This window comes from Mesorhizobium sp. M0028 (genome assembly GCF_040323855.1).
Classification (GTDB): domain Bacteria; phylum Pseudomonadota; class Alphaproteobacteria; order Rhizobiales; family Rhizobiaceae; genus Mesorhizobium.
Genome location: NZ_JAMYVG010000008.1, coordinates 220,147 through 236,068, shown reverse-complemented (window position 1 = coordinate 236,068; position 15,922 = coordinate 220,147). Strand labels below are relative to the sequence as shown.

The following is a 15,922-nucleotide window of genomic DNA, read 5'->3' as shown; positions in this document are numbered from 1 at the left end:
TTAGGTTGGCTAAACAGTTAAGGCCAAACCAGCGGATCTTAAAACCGCAGGCGGGCCATGCTCAGGAGGTCGTGGTACTGCCCGTCGGTAAAGCCGGCCTTCACATGCCGGCCTTCGACCTCAAAGCCGTGGCTTTTGTAGAGACGGAGGGCGGGTTCGTTGTCGGCATAGACGGTCAATTCGACCCGCTTCAGGGCGCGCCAGTTGTCGGCTACGTCAAGCAGCGCGCCAAGTATGGCGGAGCCGATACCTTTGCCGACAAAGGCATCGTCAAGGCCGATATTGATCTCGCCGATATGCGAACGGCGCGGCGAACCCTGCACGACCAGGCTGCCATGGCCGACGACCTTGCCGTCCAGCTCGGCAACGATCCAGGTGGTTTCCTGGCCGGACTTGGCGATACGCCGCGCCACCTGCTCCACCATCTCGAAAGGCATCCTGAGCGTGCCCCAGCGGAAGCCCGGCATGTTGAAGATAGCGCAAAGCGCCTCCGCATCGCTTGGCCGGACGGACCGGAGCTGCGGCTGGATTTTCTCGGAGGGTGGCGAGGTCGTGCTGGTCATGGCGTTCCCGGCGAAGGCAATCGGCCCGGTACGATGCACCGGACGTCACCTGAAAATCCAGCCGTCTCTGCAACCTATGATGCCGATTGCGAGCTAAAATACCGGGAGGCGGCGTAGAGTTTGAAGACGCCGCTGATGCCGATCCAGCCGAAAAGGACGAGCCAGCACAATGTCCCGGTCGCTGTCCAGTCGATCCGGTGCACCGCAGCGTCGGTGATGGCGACGCCGAGGATGGCAAGCAGGCCAACCAGAAACTGCGCCAAGCCGAGCACCAGCAGTTCCTCGCGCGGCGCGCTTCTCCAGACCAGATATATACCGCCCGCACCGGCGAGGAAGACGGCGCTGTAGACCTGAGCGTGGAAGGCATCGATCGGCCATGGCCAGATGCCACTGAATGTCAGGGGAAACAGCAACAGGCCGACGCCATAGAGCCCAAGGATCGCGGATTCCGCCGGCATGTAGCCGCGCCATGCGGGATTTAAGGTCACGCCTTTTGCAGAAGGACGGGCCCTGGCCCGCCACAGGAACAGCCCGGATACCGCGACCGAAGCAAGATAGACCAAAAACCACAGCCAGGGCGCTTTGCGCTCGAAGTTGAAATAACCGAGATTGATGAACGAAGCCACCGACACGATGACGGTGAAGATGAAGGCCATGACGAGCACGAGCCTGCCGGGCGACCAGCGATTCCAGACCAGCAGCGCCGCCATCACGACCATTTCGGCGGTGTAGAAGCCACCGAGGAAGCGCGCATTGAACGGCGTGACGGCCCAAGGCCAGCCCGGTTTGACCAGAACAGGCACGAAAAACAGGCCGGCGCCTACGATCAGGACGATGATGACCACCGCAGAGAAAAGGCGCAGGGCCGCGGGAAATGGCGGGTTGTTGGATGTCGGCATGGGAGAAAATCCCAAAGATGAATGCTCCATGGACCATCATAGTGCTGCTTGCGGCCGGTGAAAATCCGCCGAATGGAAATTGGACGGTCACCAGGCTTATCCATTCGAATGGCCGTACGATCTGTTTCGAAGTAAGATGGAGCACTCGGACCAAAGACCGGTCCGGTCAACCCGCCTCGGGGCGCATTTTCCGGAACCTGCACGATGAACGAAGCTCAGGATCTGTTCTCGCTTCTGCGACAATCGGCCGATGTCGATCCACAGGCGATCGACGCGATCAAGCGAACCATCGCGGAGGGCGAGGACCGCGAACTTTGCCGCATCAATGCGCCAGCCTTCGCCAGCAAGCATGGCCTCGACGAGGAGCGCGCCATAAGCGCCTTTCTCCATGCGGCGCGGGTGGGCATCTTCGACATTTCCTGGAATGTTCTGTGCCCCGGCTGTGGCGGCGTGCTCGACACCAACGCCACGCTGAAAACCCTGCAGAAGGACGAATACACCTGCGCGCTGTGCTCCGAGGGCTATTCGCCCACCCTCGACGAGATGGTCGAGGTGACATTCACCGTCAGTCCCCGCGTGCGCAGGATTGCCGCCCACAATCCACACGAATTGCCGGTGGCGGAATATTTCCGCCAGATCTACTGGGCGTCCGGCGTCGATCTGCCGGAAGAGGATTTCGCGGAAAAGATGGAAGCGTTCTCGCTGGAGGATATCGAGCTTGCGCCCGGTGAAAAGGCGGTTCTGCCCATACAGCTTCCGTCCGAATTCATCATCGTCTTCGAGCCGGTCACCCATTCAGCGCAGTTCATCGACGGGAAGGGCGAACCAACAAAGGAGCGCCGGAGCCTCTCTTTGGCCTTCGACCGCGACCATGTCCAGAACCAGACGCTGGAGATGCAACCCGGCCCGTTGCGCATTTCGCTGGAAAACAGGACCGACACCCGCGTGCTGCCGACGGTCTTCATAGCCGGCCAGGCATTGCATGATTTCCTGGGAAAACGCCGGCCCTTCCTGACCGCCAAGCGCCTGCTCACCAACCAGACATTCCGCGATCTCTATCGCACGGATACACTCGACATTAACCAGCGCCTGAAGATCACCAGCCTGACGTTCCTGTTCACCGACCTGCGCGGATCGACCGAGCTTTACGAGCGGGTGGGCGACCTTTCAGCCTTCGATCTCGTGCGCGTGCATTTCCAGGTTCTGCACGAGATCGTCGCAGCGGAGGCAGGCGCGGTAGTGAAGACGATCGGTGATGCGGTGATGGCGACCTTCGTGACGCCTGATCGTGCGATTGCTGCCGCCCTCAGGATGCGCGATGCCATGCGTACGCTCAACGACAAGAGCGGGCGCGAGGATCTGCTGCTCAAGATCGGAGTCCACGCCGGCCCCTGCATTGCTGTGTCTATGAACGACCGACAGGACTATTTCGGCCAGACGGTCAACATTGCTTCGCGGGTCCAGAACCTTGCCAACGCACAGGCGATCTTCGCCACTCGGGCGGTGGTCGACGACAATCTCACCGCCGATCTGTTGCACAGGAAGGCGCTGACGCCCGTGCCCCACGAGGTCTCGCTGCGCGGCATTGAGCGGGAGATAGCAGTATATACGATCCCCTGAAGGCTTGGCCCCTGAAGATTTGGATCGTCTCGGCCCCTCACACGCGCCTACAGATAAAATAACGATCGGCGGGCACCGAAGGCGGCGGCGGGAGGCGTTGCAACTGCGGATGATCTAACGGCATGCCGCTGACCGCGATGCCGCCGACGCGAAGCAGGCGCGCGGTCAGATCGGGAAGCCAGGTAAGGGTCACTGCATCGCGATCTTCATAGCCAGTGCCGATGTCGGCATGAACAAGAGCGGCGTCGATGCCAATGAACCTGCTCGCGGTCTCGCGTATTTCGCCGAGCACGAGATTTTCCGCTTCGGGAATTGAGCTGGCGTGTGCGGCAAGTGCGCGGTCGAACGCTACGATCCGGCGTCCGGGCAGGCGCTCGCGCAGATGGTGGAACGTCCGGCCATTGCCGAGGCCGAGCTCGAGCACAGGCCCCTCCATTTTCGCCACCTCGGCGCAGACATGATCGAGTATGTCGCGCTGTGCGGTCATCCTCCGGATGAAACTGTCGAGGCGACTCATGTGCGATTGTATGTCCTGAACCAGTCCACGAAATCAACTGCCCCCGACCAGAGCGTTTCGCGGCTGAAACCCGACGCCGACGTGTTAAACCCAGATCGAGTCTTGCCGAGGCGAACGATGAACATTGCAACAAGCGAACAGGCCGCTGACAAGGACCATACCGGGTCGAGTCGGCGGCACGGCGCGCGGCGGAATAGCGATCTCACTTGTAGGGGTCTGCGGCGTCCCGCAAGCCGTCGCCGAGGAAGTTGAACGCCAAGATGACGAGAATGACGGGGAGCATCGGCAAAAGCAGCCATGGATAGAACGCGATGACGCTGACGCTGCGCGCCTCGGTGAGCAGGATGCCCCAGCTGGTTATCGGCGCCCTCAGGCCGAGCCCGAGGAAGCTCAGCGCCGTCTCGCCCAGGATCATGCCGGGTATGGAGATCGTCGCCGTCGCGATCAGATGCGACATGAAGCCGGGAATGAGATGCCGCCCGATGATGCGGCTGCTTCTGGCGCCCATCAATTGCGCGGCCAGAACGTAATCCTCCTCGCGCAAGGCTAGAAGCTTTGAACGCACGGCCCGCGCCAGTCCGGTCCAGTCGAGCAGCCCGAGGATGACGGTGATGCCGAAATAGATCAGGATCGGACTCCAGGTTATCGGCATGATCGCCGCCAGTGCCAGCCATAGCGGAATGCTGGGGATCGATTGCAGAACTTCGATTATCCGTTGAACGATCAGGTCGAAGATACCGCCGTGATAGCCGGCCAGTCCGCCGATGACAATGCCGAGCAGGAAGCTGAAACTGATGCCGACGAGGCCGATTGTCAGTGAAATGCGTGCACCATAGATGATGCGCGAGAGCACATCGCGCCCCAGCCTGTCAGTGCCCGCCAGAAAGAGCTGGCCGTTTTCGGCAGGACAGACAAAATGCCTGTCACCTTCGATCAGGCCCCAGAACCGGTAACTGTCGCCCTTGCAGAAGAAACGGATCCGCTGAACATCATCCTGTTTCTCGATGTAGTTCCGCTTGAGCGTGTCCATATCCAGCGTCATCTGACGGCCATAGACGAACGGCCCGACGAGCTGGCCGTTGTGGAACAGGTGCACCCGCTGCGGCGGTGAATAGATGTAGTCCATGTTGCGCGTGTGCAGATTGTAGGGCGCCAGGAACTCGCAGATCAGTATCCCGAAATAAAGCGCCGCCAGGAATATGCCGGATATGACGGCAAGCCGGTGCTTCCGGAATTTCCACCACATCAGCCGCAACTGCGACGCCTGAAAGACCTTCGACTGCTCCGGCGTCATCACCTCGACCGACTGCAGGTCAAAGGGCGCGATGGAAACGTAGTGTTGCAGTGGGGCACCCGGAGCGGGCAGCGGCGATTGCGTGTTCATTTGGTGCTGCCGCCTTGCAAACGAATTCGCGGATCAAGTAGCGCCAGCGCCAGGTCGGAAATCAGGACGCCGATGACCGTCAGGAAGGCGAGGAACATCAGGAACGACCCTGCCAGATACATGTCCTGGCTTTGGAGCGCCTTGATCAGCATCGGCCCGGTCGTTTCCAAAGACAGCACGATCGCCGTGATTTCGGCGCCGGAGATGATGGCCGGCAGGATAGAGCCGATGTCTGAAATGAAGAAATTGAGCGCCATGCGCAGCGGATATTTGACCAGCGCCCTGAAGGGATGAAGGCCTTTGGCGCGCGCGGTCACGACATATTGCTTATGTAGCTCATCGAGCAGATTGGCGCGCAGCCGCCGGATCATACTTGCCGTGCCCCCGGTGCCGATGATCAAGACCGGGATCCAGAGATGGGCGAGGATCGACTTCGCCTTGGCCCAGCTCATCGGCTCGCCGAGATATTGCTGGTCCATGAGATGGCCGATGGACGTGCCGAACCAGATGTTGGCGAAATACATCAGGATCAGCGCCAGCATGAAGTTCGGAATGGCAAGGCCGAGAAGGCCGAACAAAGTCAGGCCGTAGTCGCCCCAGCTGTATTGATGCGTGGCGGAGTACATGCCGATCGGAAAGGCTATGAGCCAGGTAAAGATGATCGTGACGAAGGAAACCAGCACGGTCAGCCACATTCGGTCCCCGACGACGTCGCGAACCGGCAGCTCATATTCGAAGGAATAGCCGAAATCGCCGTGCAGCATCCCGCCGACCCAGTAGAAGTAGCGAATGACCGGTGGCTGGTCGAAACCATATTCCTTGCGCATCATCTCGATGCGATCGGAATCCACCGCTTCGCCCTGAGCCCGAAGCTCGGCAACATAGCTGTCGAAATAGTCGCCTGGTGGAAGTTCGATGATCGTGAACACCAGTGCCGATATGACCAGCAGCGTTGGAACCATCACGGCGATGCGCCAGACAAAATATCGAAGCACGCTCAGGACTCTCCAAGCCAGAATGTATCCGGCATGTAGACACCGAAATAGGCGGTCGGGTCGTAGCCGTAGAGCGCCTTGTCAGGCAGATTGCGCAGCCGCGAGGACGCCAGAATCGGCTGATGCGTTCCGTTCACCGTGCCGATCGAAAACACCTGATCGGTATAGATCGACAGCATTGAATTCCAGATTTCGGCGCGCTCCGTGGCTTCGGTCGATGCGTTCCAGCGCTTGAGTAAAGCCATCAACTCGACCACAGGCGGAAGATCGGGCGCTTCACCGACCTTGCCATGAGACAAGTAGTGAGCACCCCAGAGCGGCCATTGCAGCTGGTCGTCGACGGTGGGGGCCAGTTGGTACGGGTTCATGTCGGCGGTCGGTACGCCATTGTCGATGCCCGACCACATCGACATCACGATCTGGCCACCAAGCGCGCGGCTGCGGAAGATGTCGCGCTGCGAAGTCCGGATGAACAGGGCGATGCCGATCTTGCGCCAGTGATCGGTGATGAGCTCGAGCGCGTCGGTTTCCAGCGTGCTTTCGCCGGCCGTTTCCACTACGAGCTGCGCCGGGCGTCCGTCGGGAAGTATCCGCAGGCCGTCATCGTCACGCGCCTGAAGCCCGACCTCGTCGAGCAGGGCATTGGCCTGGTCGGGATCATGGGCGACCCAGGCTTTCGCGAATTCCGGCCGGTAGAGCGGGCTCTCCGGCAGGACCGTATCGGCACTTTCCTGCGCCAATCCGTAGAACACAGCCAAATTGATCTCGCGCCTGTCCACAGCGAGCGAAAGTGCGCGGCGCACTCGCACGTCACGAAAAAGGCCACGCCACACCTGGTCGGCACAATTCAGATTGGGCAGCAGCGCCAGCCGCGAACCCTGTGTGCGTTTCCAGAGATGCATCTTCACAGGGTAGCGCTTCTCCGCGTCTTTCAGGAAGGAGTAATCGCTGAAGTCAATTCCCATACATTGCAGGTCGCTCTCGCCCGCACCGGTCTTGGCGGAGATGATCGCCGACGAGCTGACATTCATGACGATCCGGTCAACATAGGGCAGTTGCCGGCCATTCTCGTCTATTCGATGAAAGAACGGGTTGCGCTCGAAGACGAATTGCTCGGCCGGCGGCTTGGTCCGGTTCTGCCAGGGATCGAGCGTCGGCAGTTCCGGGTTCTCCGGGCGATACTGCCGCGACATGCGGATATGCAGGAGCGTCCATTTCTGGGCCCGGTTCTCCTTCATTAGGCCGGCGAGCCGGAATGGATCCTGGTATTTCTTGTGGAACTGCTTGAGATAGGCGGCTGGCAGAACAAGCGATATCGGCGAAGCAGCGGCGAGCTTGGGCAGGAAGTCGGGATTGGGCGCATCCCAACTATAGCGGACCGTCGACGGATCGACGATCTCGAAGCGTGGCGGCTTGCCATCCGCCAGCAGGGCCGGGGCGAGCCCGCCTTGCGAAAGCTCATCGTTCAGCCAGACATCTTCCCAGCAATAGCGAAAATCCTCCGGCGTCAGCAGGCTACCGTCAGACCATTTATGTCCTTCCCGTATCTTGAAAGTGAAGACACGATCATCCGCTACATCGAAACTTTCGAGAATGTCGGCTTGCAAGTTAAGCTTTTCGTCATAGCCGACCAGGCGAGCGTACCCGTAGATCGTCATCATCCGGATATCTTTCTGGCTGCCGATGATCGTGCGCAGCGTGCCGCCATACTGGCCGGGCTGCCGACCCATCGCAGCGAGATTCAATGCGCGCGGGCGCTTGGGCAGGCGTTCGGCGAGGGCCGGCAGCGCCCTGGCCTTCAGCTGCGGCTGAAGAAATTCCGGCTCCAGATCGCCGGCGCGCAACGTGCCCGGCAGAATTGCCGAAGCCATGAGCCCAAGGACGGTGCGCCGGCTGATCAATGGCGTAGCTCGCTGACATCGGCCGAACGTCGGGCCAGCACGAGGTGGCCGCCGCCAAGATCGAGCGGCAACAGCATATCCTCGTCGCCCTCGTCGCGGAATTGCGGTCCCCATGCGCTGGTGTCGGAAGCGCCGCTGAGCTTCAGCGTCTTGAAATCCATCGGCCTGTCGAGATCGGGGAAAGGTACTGCGGCGACCAGTGAGCGCGTGTAGGGGTGGATAGGTTTCCTAAGCAGAATTTCGCGCGGCGCGAGCTCGACGATACGCCCGCCGCACATCACCGCGATGCGGTCTGCCATGTAGTCCACCACCGCCAGGTTGTGGGATATGAACAGGTAGGTCAGGCCCAGTTCCTTCTGCAGGTCCTTCAGAAGGTTCAGAATCTGCGCCTGGACAGAGACATCGAGTGCCGAAACCGGCTCGTCGCAGATCAGGAGTTCAGGTCCCAGCGCCAACGCGCGCGCGATGCCGATACGCTGACGCTGCCCGCCGGAGAAACTGTGCGGATAACGCTTTATGAAGCGCGGATCGAGCCCGATTGCCTGCATCAGGCTCTTGACCGTGGCGAGTCGGGACGCGGCATTGCCACGTTGATGGATTTCCAGCGGCTCGCTCAAGATGTTCTCCACCGTCATGCGAGGTGAAAGCGACGAAACCGGGTCCTGGAAGACCATCTGGATTTTCGCGCGCAGCAGGCGCAGGGCGTCTCCCTCGGCTTCCAAGACGTCGATCGGACCATCGCGGCCGTTGAAGATCACAGAGCCGCCGCTAGGGGTGACAGCCCGCATGAGGATCTTGCTGACCGTGGTTTTGCCGGAGCCGCTTTCGCCGACAAGACCCAGGCACTCACCCCGCCTGATATCGAAGCTCACGCCGTCCACGGCGCGAACAGGGGTTTGATGATCTCCGCCGAACCATCCGGACTTGCGGATCGTGAAGGTCTTTGTCAGATCGCTGACCGACAGCAGGATGTCGTCCGGCCCCTTCGATGCCAGCGCCGTCTGCTTGCCGAGCAGGTTCCCGACATTCACCGGCACCTCGCGGAGCGCCTTTAGCCTTTCGCCAGGCTTCAGGTCGAAATGCGGAACGGCTGCCATCAGGCCCTTCAGGTAAGGGTGACCTGGCCGGCGGAATATCGCCTCCACAGGTCCCGCTTCCATGATCTCGCCATGGTACATGACCACCACCTCGTCGGCGACATTGGCGACCACGCCAAGGTCGTGCGTGATCAGCAGCATCGCCATGTTCAGCTTCGTCTGAAGCTCGCGCAGCAATTGCAGGATTTGCGCCTGGATGGTGACGTCCAACGCCGTCGTCGGCTCGTCGGCGATCAACAGGGCGGGCCGGCAGATAAGCGCCATGGCGATCATTGCGCGTTGACGCAATCCTCCCGAAAGTTCAAAGGGATACATGTCATAGGCGCGCTTGGGGTTGGGAAAGCCGACAAGGCCGAGCATTTCCTTGGTCAGCGCCTTGCGCTCCACCCGAGCCATGGGCGTATGAATCTGCAGGGATTCGCTGACCTGATTGCCAATCGTGTGCAACGGCGACAGCGATGTCATCGGCTCCTGAAAGATCTTGCCGATGCGGCTGCCTCTCAACGCCCGGATTTCGGGTCCGTCACGCGGCATTTGCAGGATATCCTGCGTCGTGCCGGGCTTTTCAGGATCGGAAAACAGGATACGGCCGCGGAGATGGGCTGTGTTCGGCAAAATGCCCATAACTGCCTGGCTGAGAACCGATTTTCCGGAACCGGACTCGCCCACAAGCGCGGTAACCTTGCCGGGCAGGACGCGAAGATTTGCACGCCTGACGGCATGCAACGGTCCCCCTATAATGGCAAAAGAGATGCCAACATCCTCGATCCGCAGCAGATCAACGCTCGAATTCATTCTCACACCAGCCCCACTCTGGCGGCCTGCCGGTCGGCAGGCCCAGAAAAGCGAGACTAGCGCATTGCCAGCCTAGAGCAACTTGGATTCGAAACAGTCGCCAGTTCCCCGGCGGAACCGGCGACCGGACTGCATACCAAAGGCGTTCGGATCAGATCGTGACGGTTACTGGAGCTTCCTCGGGTCGCCCGCCGACAGCCGCGCGGCATCGCGATGAAGCAGCATGACCTGCTCGGCGTCCGATATTCGGTCGTAAATCGGCTCCAGCGCACCGTCTTCATCGAGTGCAAGAGCACCCGACAAATCGGGTGAAAGCACCGTCAGCTTCTGCTTGATGCCCGCCAGTTCCTCCTTGCCGAGCGTCAGCCAGTTATTGGCGCTGCAATAGCCGGCGAAATCTTCGCTGGCGAGAACGCTGTGCGAATATTTCTTGGTCAGGGTCTGAAGGCGCTGGACCTCGTTTACAGCCGAGCCGAAGACAGAGAATGTGAGCCGGTCGGAAAGCCCGACATTGCCGAACATCACATTGCCGACATGCAGGCCGATACCGAATTTAATGTCGCCCAACCGCTGCTCCTTTCTGCGCAGATTGAGATCCATCATGCGCCCGGTGGCCTTGTGCGCTGCCGCAAGGGCAGCCCGGCAGGCGATCTCGGACTGCGCACGGTGCCTTTCGCAAGGGTAGACGGCAATGAAGCCATCCCCCAGGAAACTCATGATCTGCCCGCCTCTGCGATTGAAAGGTGCAGCAATGGCATCGAAAAACTGATTCAGCGTATCGATATAGATTTCGCGGCCGGAGGTTTCGGCAAGCCTTGTCGACCCGCGCATATCGGCCATGACCAGTGCAGCCCGGATTGTGTCGCCCTCGCCGCGCTTGATCTGGCCGTCCAGCACCCGCCTGCCGGCGTCGCCGCCGAGATAAGTGGTCATCATGTTGTCGGCGAGCTTGGTGAGCACCGCCATCTTGGTTGCGATAGCGAGATGGTTCTGGATCCGCAGCAGCGCCGAAATCATGTTGTCACTGAAGCCTGCAGCACTGTCGGTGGACCAAGACCCGATCATGCCCTGACTGGTGTTGCCGCTGAAGGGATGGACGAAAGCCATGTAATCGGTGACGCCCATAAGCTTGAGGTCATCGAAAACAGGAAATTCAGACGGCACCGACGGGTCGAGCCGGCGCCGCAGATGGTCGAGTTTGTGGCTGAGCAGATGGTAGTATGGGCTGGTCAGGAATCTGTCGGAAGGAACGCCGTCGTCATGACGGAAGCCTTCTACTTCCAAGCCCTGGCCGCGAAGCCAGGTGAAGCCAAGCGCGTCATAAAGCGGATGAAGCATCGAAAAGCTCAAATGCACCCGCCTCAGCGGCAGGCCGGCAGCAGCCAGCCGTTCACAAAAGCCCTTTACCAATGTTTCCAGGTCGTCGCCCGCCAGCGCCGATTGGGTCAGCCAATCGGCAACCTTATCCATGAGAATGGCAGAAATTTCTGCTTGCGCTGTGCTCATGCTATCTCGAAATCTCCTTGATCCGCCACAAATTCGCCGGCTCGGACGCCGTCAGGCCTTCACCACCGTCTCTCGGGTTAGCCCGAGGCGGCCAAAAACATTGCGTGTGTCGACGATCAGAAGAGCGTGATCCGCGATCGCCTGATAGTCAATCGCGTCGTGGTCGGTTGCAACGACGACAGCATCGAAATCCTTCAAGGCCGCCTCGGTCAATTCGACCGAGCGACGCCCCTTGATCGCCATATGCTCCCGTGTGGTCGGGATCTCCGTAACATGCGGATCGTGGAATTCCGCCTTGCCGCCCCATTCCTCGATGAGTTCAATGAGCCGCAATGAGGGGCTTTCGCGGATGTCGGGCACATTCTTCTTATAGGCGAGCCCGATGATGAGAATGCGCGAGCGGCTGAGCGCCTTGCCGCAGCGCCGGTCCAGCGCCTTCGCCAGTTCATCGACCACATGACGCGGCATCGCCGTGTTGATCTCTGCCGCCAGCTCGATGAAGCGGGTCGGCAGTTCATATTCGCGCGCCTTCCACGTCAGGTAGAAGGGATCGATCGGAACGCAGTGGCCGCCAAGTCCGGGGCCGGGATAGAAAGGCATGTAGCCGAAGGGCTTGCTCTTTGCCGCCTCGATCACCTCCCAGATGTCTATGCCCATCGCACCGAGCACGACCTTCAACTCGTTGACCAGGGCTATGTTGACCGAGCGGAAGATGTTTTCCGTCAGCTTGACCGCCTCGGCGGTCGCCGTGGTGGAAACCGGAACAACGGTCTTGACCACGCCCTGGTAGAAAGCCTGAACGAGTGTCGCCGCTTCAATGCCGTCGCCTGCCACGATCTTGGGGATCGTCGCGACTTCAAAGCTTCGGTTGCCGGGATCCTCGCGTTCGGGCGAGAAGCCGAGGAAGAAATCTATCTTCGACCGCAAGCCGGTTTCTTCCAGTATGGGCTTGATCACGTCGTCGGTGGTGCCGGGATAGGTGGTCGATTCCAGCACGATCAGCTGGCCGAGACGCAGATGCTTCGCGATGGTGCCTGCCGTGTTCCTGACAAAGGAGAGGTCCGGCTCACGGTTTTTCGTCAGCGGTGTCGGAACGCAGATGATGATGACATCGCAGACGGCCAGTTCAGCAAAATCCGCAGTGGCGCGGAACCGTCCGCTCGCCACCTGGCCGGCAAGGGCTGTCGAGGTCACCGCCTCGATATAGGATTGGCCGTTGTTCAGGCTCTCGACCTTCTGGGCTTCGACGTCGAAGCCGGAAACCGGGAAGCCGGCGCGTGCGATCGCAACCGCCAGCGGCAGCCCGACATACCCCAGTCCGATCACGCCGACTTGCGCGGCGCGCGTCGAAATCCGGTTCAGAAGACAGTCATATGTCGATCGTGAGGCGTCCAAAAATCTGCTTTCCCTTAATTCGGACAGACCGTCCGCTTCCATGGCGAGGCTCACTTGGTCCCAAGAACCCCGAGGCATATTGCGGAAAATCGATGTCCGCAAGCTGTCAGACCGGCACCTTCGCCTTCAGGCTTGCTGCAGCCATCGCATAGCCGCCGGCGGCGCCATCGATGAAATGAACGTGATCGCGCTGCAGCGGCGAGGCGACGAGGCATGTCATCAAGGCCGATTTCTGGCGGTGCAGGCCATAGTTGCAGATGCCCGCCTCTTCCGCCTTTTTCAGCCGGTTCTCGATCCGTTGCAACACATCCGCGTCAACGTCGATGGTCATCTTCAAGCCGTCGTCGAACTTCCGGAAATCCGAATTGCTGGCCACGTCGCGTTTGTAGATCTTCGGATCGAATTTGCCGATCGTCCAGCCATATCTATCGGTAACAGCCGTAAGCGTCATCAGGAACACTATCCACAGCTTCGACAGCCATCGCCGTCCTGCCGGCGCCGTGGCGCGCGCCTCGATATCGAGGCCGGCGGGCAGCAAACTGTAGTCCGGTCCGTTCACCGGCACCGGGTGGCCATCGCGTTCCTGCCTGCCGGCAAGGGCGATGATGTCGGAAACCAGAAACTGAAAATCGCGCACGTCGCGCGACGCCCCCGGTATGGCTATGATCGAGACGATTTCGCCATGCCGGGCTTCGATCGGGTTCCAGCGGCACGAGAGGCCGGTCAGATCCGGCCGCGCGCCGGCCGGCGCAGGATCGATGCGGTAGCGCCCCGCTTTCATCTCGGCTTCCGCCCAACTGCCGCCACCGCCGGCGAACATGGCATAGAAGACCGCTTCGGAGGCCTGGAACCTCGCCACGCGAACGTCGAGGCCTTGCGCTCTGATATCCTTTATCGGCACGATTGCGGCACGCAAGGTCAGGTCGAGTTCGTCCGCCACCCATCTCTGGACAGCCGCCAGCGCGTTGCGGGTGATCTCCAGCGCCGAGCCGGGAAATGCCACGAGCGCGCCGTCGCCGCCGAAGACAAAGGGAAGATCTTGCCGACCCAGCGCATTGAGCAGCGCCGAAATGACGCTGGCACCGGCCATATTGACGGTTTTATAGCGCCCAGCCCCGATCGCCTTGGTCGAGCCGACGATGTCGGCGGTGGCCAGCGCCCAGCCATCGGGGAGAGGCCGATAGTTATCGATATCGGCAACGCTTTCGAACTTTGCGAAGACCGGCAGGGAAGCGACAAACGGATCGGACGCGGCAGCTGTTTCCATGAGCATCAGATAGCACATTCCACTGCTTGAAGGTGAAGTCGATCATGCTTCGAAATTGACTTGCGCAGGCTTTCCGATGATAGGGTCCGGCGATGCGAATTGCCTTCTACGCGCCGCTGAAGTCGCCCAATCATCCCGTTGCCTCCGGCGACCGCCAGATGGCACGGATGCTGGTCAAGGCGCTGGAGCATGGAGGGCATAGCGTCGAACTAGCATCCGAATTACGCTTCTATCTACGCGAACCGGATTCGAAAAGTTTCGACGCGCTCAAGATCGAGGCCCGGGAGGAAGCCGCGCGGCTGGCAAGGCTTTGGGATCGTGACGGCAAGCCCGGTCTGTGGTTCACCTATCATCCCTATTACAAGGCGCCCGACCTGATCGGGCCCGAGCTGGCGTTGGCCTTTGGTGTCCCCTATGTGACAGCGGAAGCCTCCTATTCGAGGCGGCGCAACACCGGTTTGTGGGCCGATACGCAAGCGTTGGTGGCGCGAGCCGTCGAACAGGCAGCGCTGAACATCTGCTTCACGCAAAGGGATCGTCAGGGACTGGCAGATGCGATTCCCGACGCCGCTTTCGGCATGCTTTCGCCCTTCATCGACACATCGGTATTCCGGGAAACGCCGGCACGGAGTTGTCCGACGCGCCTCGTTACCGTCGCCATGATGCGCCCGGGCGACAAAGTCGAAAGCTATCGCATGCTGGCGCAAGCGCTCGGTCCGATCGGCCATCTGCCCTGGACCATGTCGGTCGTCGGGGATGGGCCTGCCCGTGACGAGGTCAAAGCGCAATTCGCCGGCTTGCCCGCCGACCGTATCGAATGGCTTGGCGCGATTGAGCCAGCCGCCGTGCCGGATGTCCTCTACAGTGGGGGAATTTACGTCTGGCCGGGTTGCGGCGAGGCCTATGGCGTTGCCTATCTTGAAGCACAGGCCGCCGGCCTTCCGGTGGTGGCTCAGGACATCGCCGGCGTGCCGGAGGTCGTGCGGGATGGCCAGACCGGGTTTCTCACCCCGCCGGGCGATGTGGCGGCGTTCGCTTCTGCCATTGAAAGGCTTCTGGCCCGTAACGACGAAAGAACCATCATGGGCGCGGAAGCCAGACGTTTCATCCTCGAAGAACGTTCCCTCGGTGCTGCAGTGGCGCGGCTGGCCGAACTCCTTGCGAAGATCCCGGTTTCATGACATCCGATCAGATCTGGCAGCCCTTGGTGGAAGAACTGGCGTGCCGGCAACGGGCAGATCGCAAGGCAGAGTTTTGGCTGCGCGACGATGACGCCGTGGATCCGACGCCTGCGCTTGATCGGCTGCTCGACCTCACCGGTGAATTCGCGGTTCCGGTGACTCTGGCCGTCATTCCGGCCCTGACTGATGAGAAGCTTGTCGTCCGGCTTGACGAGGCGCCGCATGCCACGGTCGCCATCCATGGCTGGGCGCACCGAAATCATGCGCCCGAGGACCAGAAAAAGCAGGAGCTCGGCGCGCATCGGCCACGCGAGGCGGTGCTCAATGATCTGGCTCGCGGGCTGTCGCACGTAACCGGCCTGCACGGCGCACGTACCGTTCCGATGCTGGTGCCACCCTGGAACAGGATCGACGCCGGCCTGGTATCCGACCTTGGATCGATAGGATTTGCGGCATTGTCGGTCTATGGGCCGCCGAGGCGTGCTTCACTGGCGGTCATCAACAGCAATGTCGACATCATGGATTGGCATGGCACGCGCGGCTGCCGCGATCACGGCCTATTGGTTCAGGCTATCATCGCGCAATTGCAGCATGCATTCGATGGCGGCGAACCGGTCGGTCTGCTCACCCACCATCTCGTACACGATGAATCGGCCTGGCTTTTCCTCGAACGGCTGTTCGCCGTCACCGCACGGACTGAAGCCTGCGCATGGCTTCCGATCAGGACATTGATCGGGCGCAGCGCCGGTAGAGCAATTCCAGGAAAAGTGTGAACGATTTTCCGTCTGGAATTGCGTCAAAA

General features: G+C 60.7%; 13 protein-coding genes. 3 read left to right on the top strand and 10 right to left on the bottom strand.

Going from position 1 to position 15,922, the window contains the following annotated elements:
* Window positions 1-38: 38 nt before the first annotated feature.
* The gene (locus tag NKJ93_RS17925; RefSeq protein ID WP_023716519.1) at window positions 39-563 is read right to left on the bottom strand and encodes a GNAT family N-acetyltransferase; all 525 of its coding nucleotides are present in this window, start codon (window positions 561-563) and stop codon (window positions 39-41) included.
* A gap of 74 nt (window positions 564-637) precedes the next feature.
* On the bottom strand, window positions 638-1,462 hold the full coding sequence (locus NKJ93_RS17920) for a hypothetical protein (RefSeq protein ID WP_352547379.1): 825 nt from the start codon (window positions 1,460-1,462) through the stop codon (window positions 638-640).
* A gap of 204 nt (window positions 1,463-1,666) precedes the next feature.
* On the opposite strand from NKJ93_RS17920, the gene NKJ93_RS17915 reads away from it, so the two are divergent.
* Window positions 1,667-3,082, top strand: a complete 1,416-nt coding sequence (locus NKJ93_RS17915; RefSeq protein ID WP_352493869.1) for an adenylate/guanylate cyclase domain-containing protein — start codon at window positions 1,667-1,669, stop codon at window positions 3,080-3,082.
* Window positions 3,083-3,119: 37 nt separating this feature from the next.
* On the opposite strand, the gene NKJ93_RS17910 is transcribed toward NKJ93_RS17915, so the two are convergent.
* The 8 genes from NKJ93_RS17910 to NKJ93_RS17875 form a co-directional block, all read right to left on the bottom strand.
* On the bottom strand, window positions 3,120-3,599 hold the full coding sequence (locus NKJ93_RS17910; protein ID WP_352493870.1) for a class I SAM-dependent methyltransferase: 480 nt from the start codon (window positions 3,597-3,599) through the stop codon (window positions 3,120-3,122).
* Window positions 3,600-3,801: 202 nt separating this feature from the next.
* A complete protein-coding gene (locus NKJ93_RS17905) occupies window positions 3,802-4,983 on the bottom strand; it encodes an ABC transporter permease (RefSeq protein ID WP_352482321.1) in 1,182 nt (393 codons plus the stop codon).
* Window positions 4,980-5,978 (bottom strand): ABC transporter permease, encoded by a 999-nt coding sequence (locus tag NKJ93_RS17900; protein WP_023716523.1) that lies wholly within the window; start codon window positions 5,976-5,978, stop codon window positions 4,980-4,982. The genes NKJ93_RS17905 and NKJ93_RS17900 overlap by 4 nt, the downstream gene beginning before the upstream one ends.
* A gap of 2 nt (window positions 5,979-5,980) precedes the next feature.
* Window positions 5,981-7,879: an ABC transporter substrate-binding protein gene (locus tag NKJ93_RS17895; protein ID WP_352590475.1), complete on the bottom strand. Its 1,899-nt coding sequence runs from the start codon at window positions 7,877-7,879 to the stop codon at window positions 5,981-5,983.
* Entirely contained in the window at window positions 7,876-9,771 is a 1,896-nt protein-coding gene (locus tag NKJ93_RS17890) for an ABC transporter ATP-binding protein (RefSeq protein WP_352590472.1), read from the bottom strand. The genes NKJ93_RS17895 and NKJ93_RS17890 overlap by 4 nt, the downstream gene beginning before the upstream one ends.
* Before the next feature lie 165 nt (window positions 9,772-9,936).
* Complete coding sequence (locus NKJ93_RS17885) at window positions 9,937-11,277, bottom strand: adenylate/guanylate cyclase domain-containing protein (RefSeq protein ID WP_352590470.1); 1,341 nt, start codon at window positions 11,275-11,277, stop codon at window positions 9,937-9,939.
* Window positions 11,278-11,328: 51 nt separating this feature from the next.
* A complete protein-coding gene (locus tag NKJ93_RS17880; RefSeq protein WP_352590467.1) occupies window positions 11,329-12,672 on the bottom strand; it encodes a nucleotide sugar dehydrogenase in 1,344 nt (447 codons plus the stop codon).
* A gap of 106 nt (window positions 12,673-12,778) precedes the next feature.
* Window positions 12,779-13,939: a DUF3095 domain-containing protein gene (locus tag NKJ93_RS17875; RefSeq protein ID WP_352590503.1), complete on the bottom strand. Its 1,161-nt coding sequence runs from the start codon at window positions 13,937-13,939 to the stop codon at window positions 12,779-12,781.
* A 92-nt stretch (window positions 13,940-14,031) separates the two neighbouring features.
* On the opposite strand from NKJ93_RS17875, the gene NKJ93_RS17870 reads away from it, so the two are divergent.
* Both NKJ93_RS17870 and NKJ93_RS17865 read left to right on the top strand, forming a co-directional pair.
* Complete coding sequence (locus NKJ93_RS17870; RefSeq protein ID WP_352590464.1) at window positions 14,032-15,120, top strand: glycosyltransferase family 4 protein; 1,089 nt, start codon at window positions 14,032-14,034, stop codon at window positions 15,118-15,120.
* Window positions 15,117-15,893 carry a polysaccharide deacetylase family protein gene (locus NKJ93_RS17865; RefSeq protein ID WP_352590461.1) on the top strand — a complete coding sequence of 259 codons (777 nt, stop codon included), beginning with the start codon at window positions 15,117-15,119 and terminating at the stop codon, window positions 15,891-15,893. The genes NKJ93_RS17870 and NKJ93_RS17865 overlap by 4 nt, the downstream gene beginning before the upstream one ends.
* Window positions 15,894-15,922 lie beyond the last annotated feature (29 nt).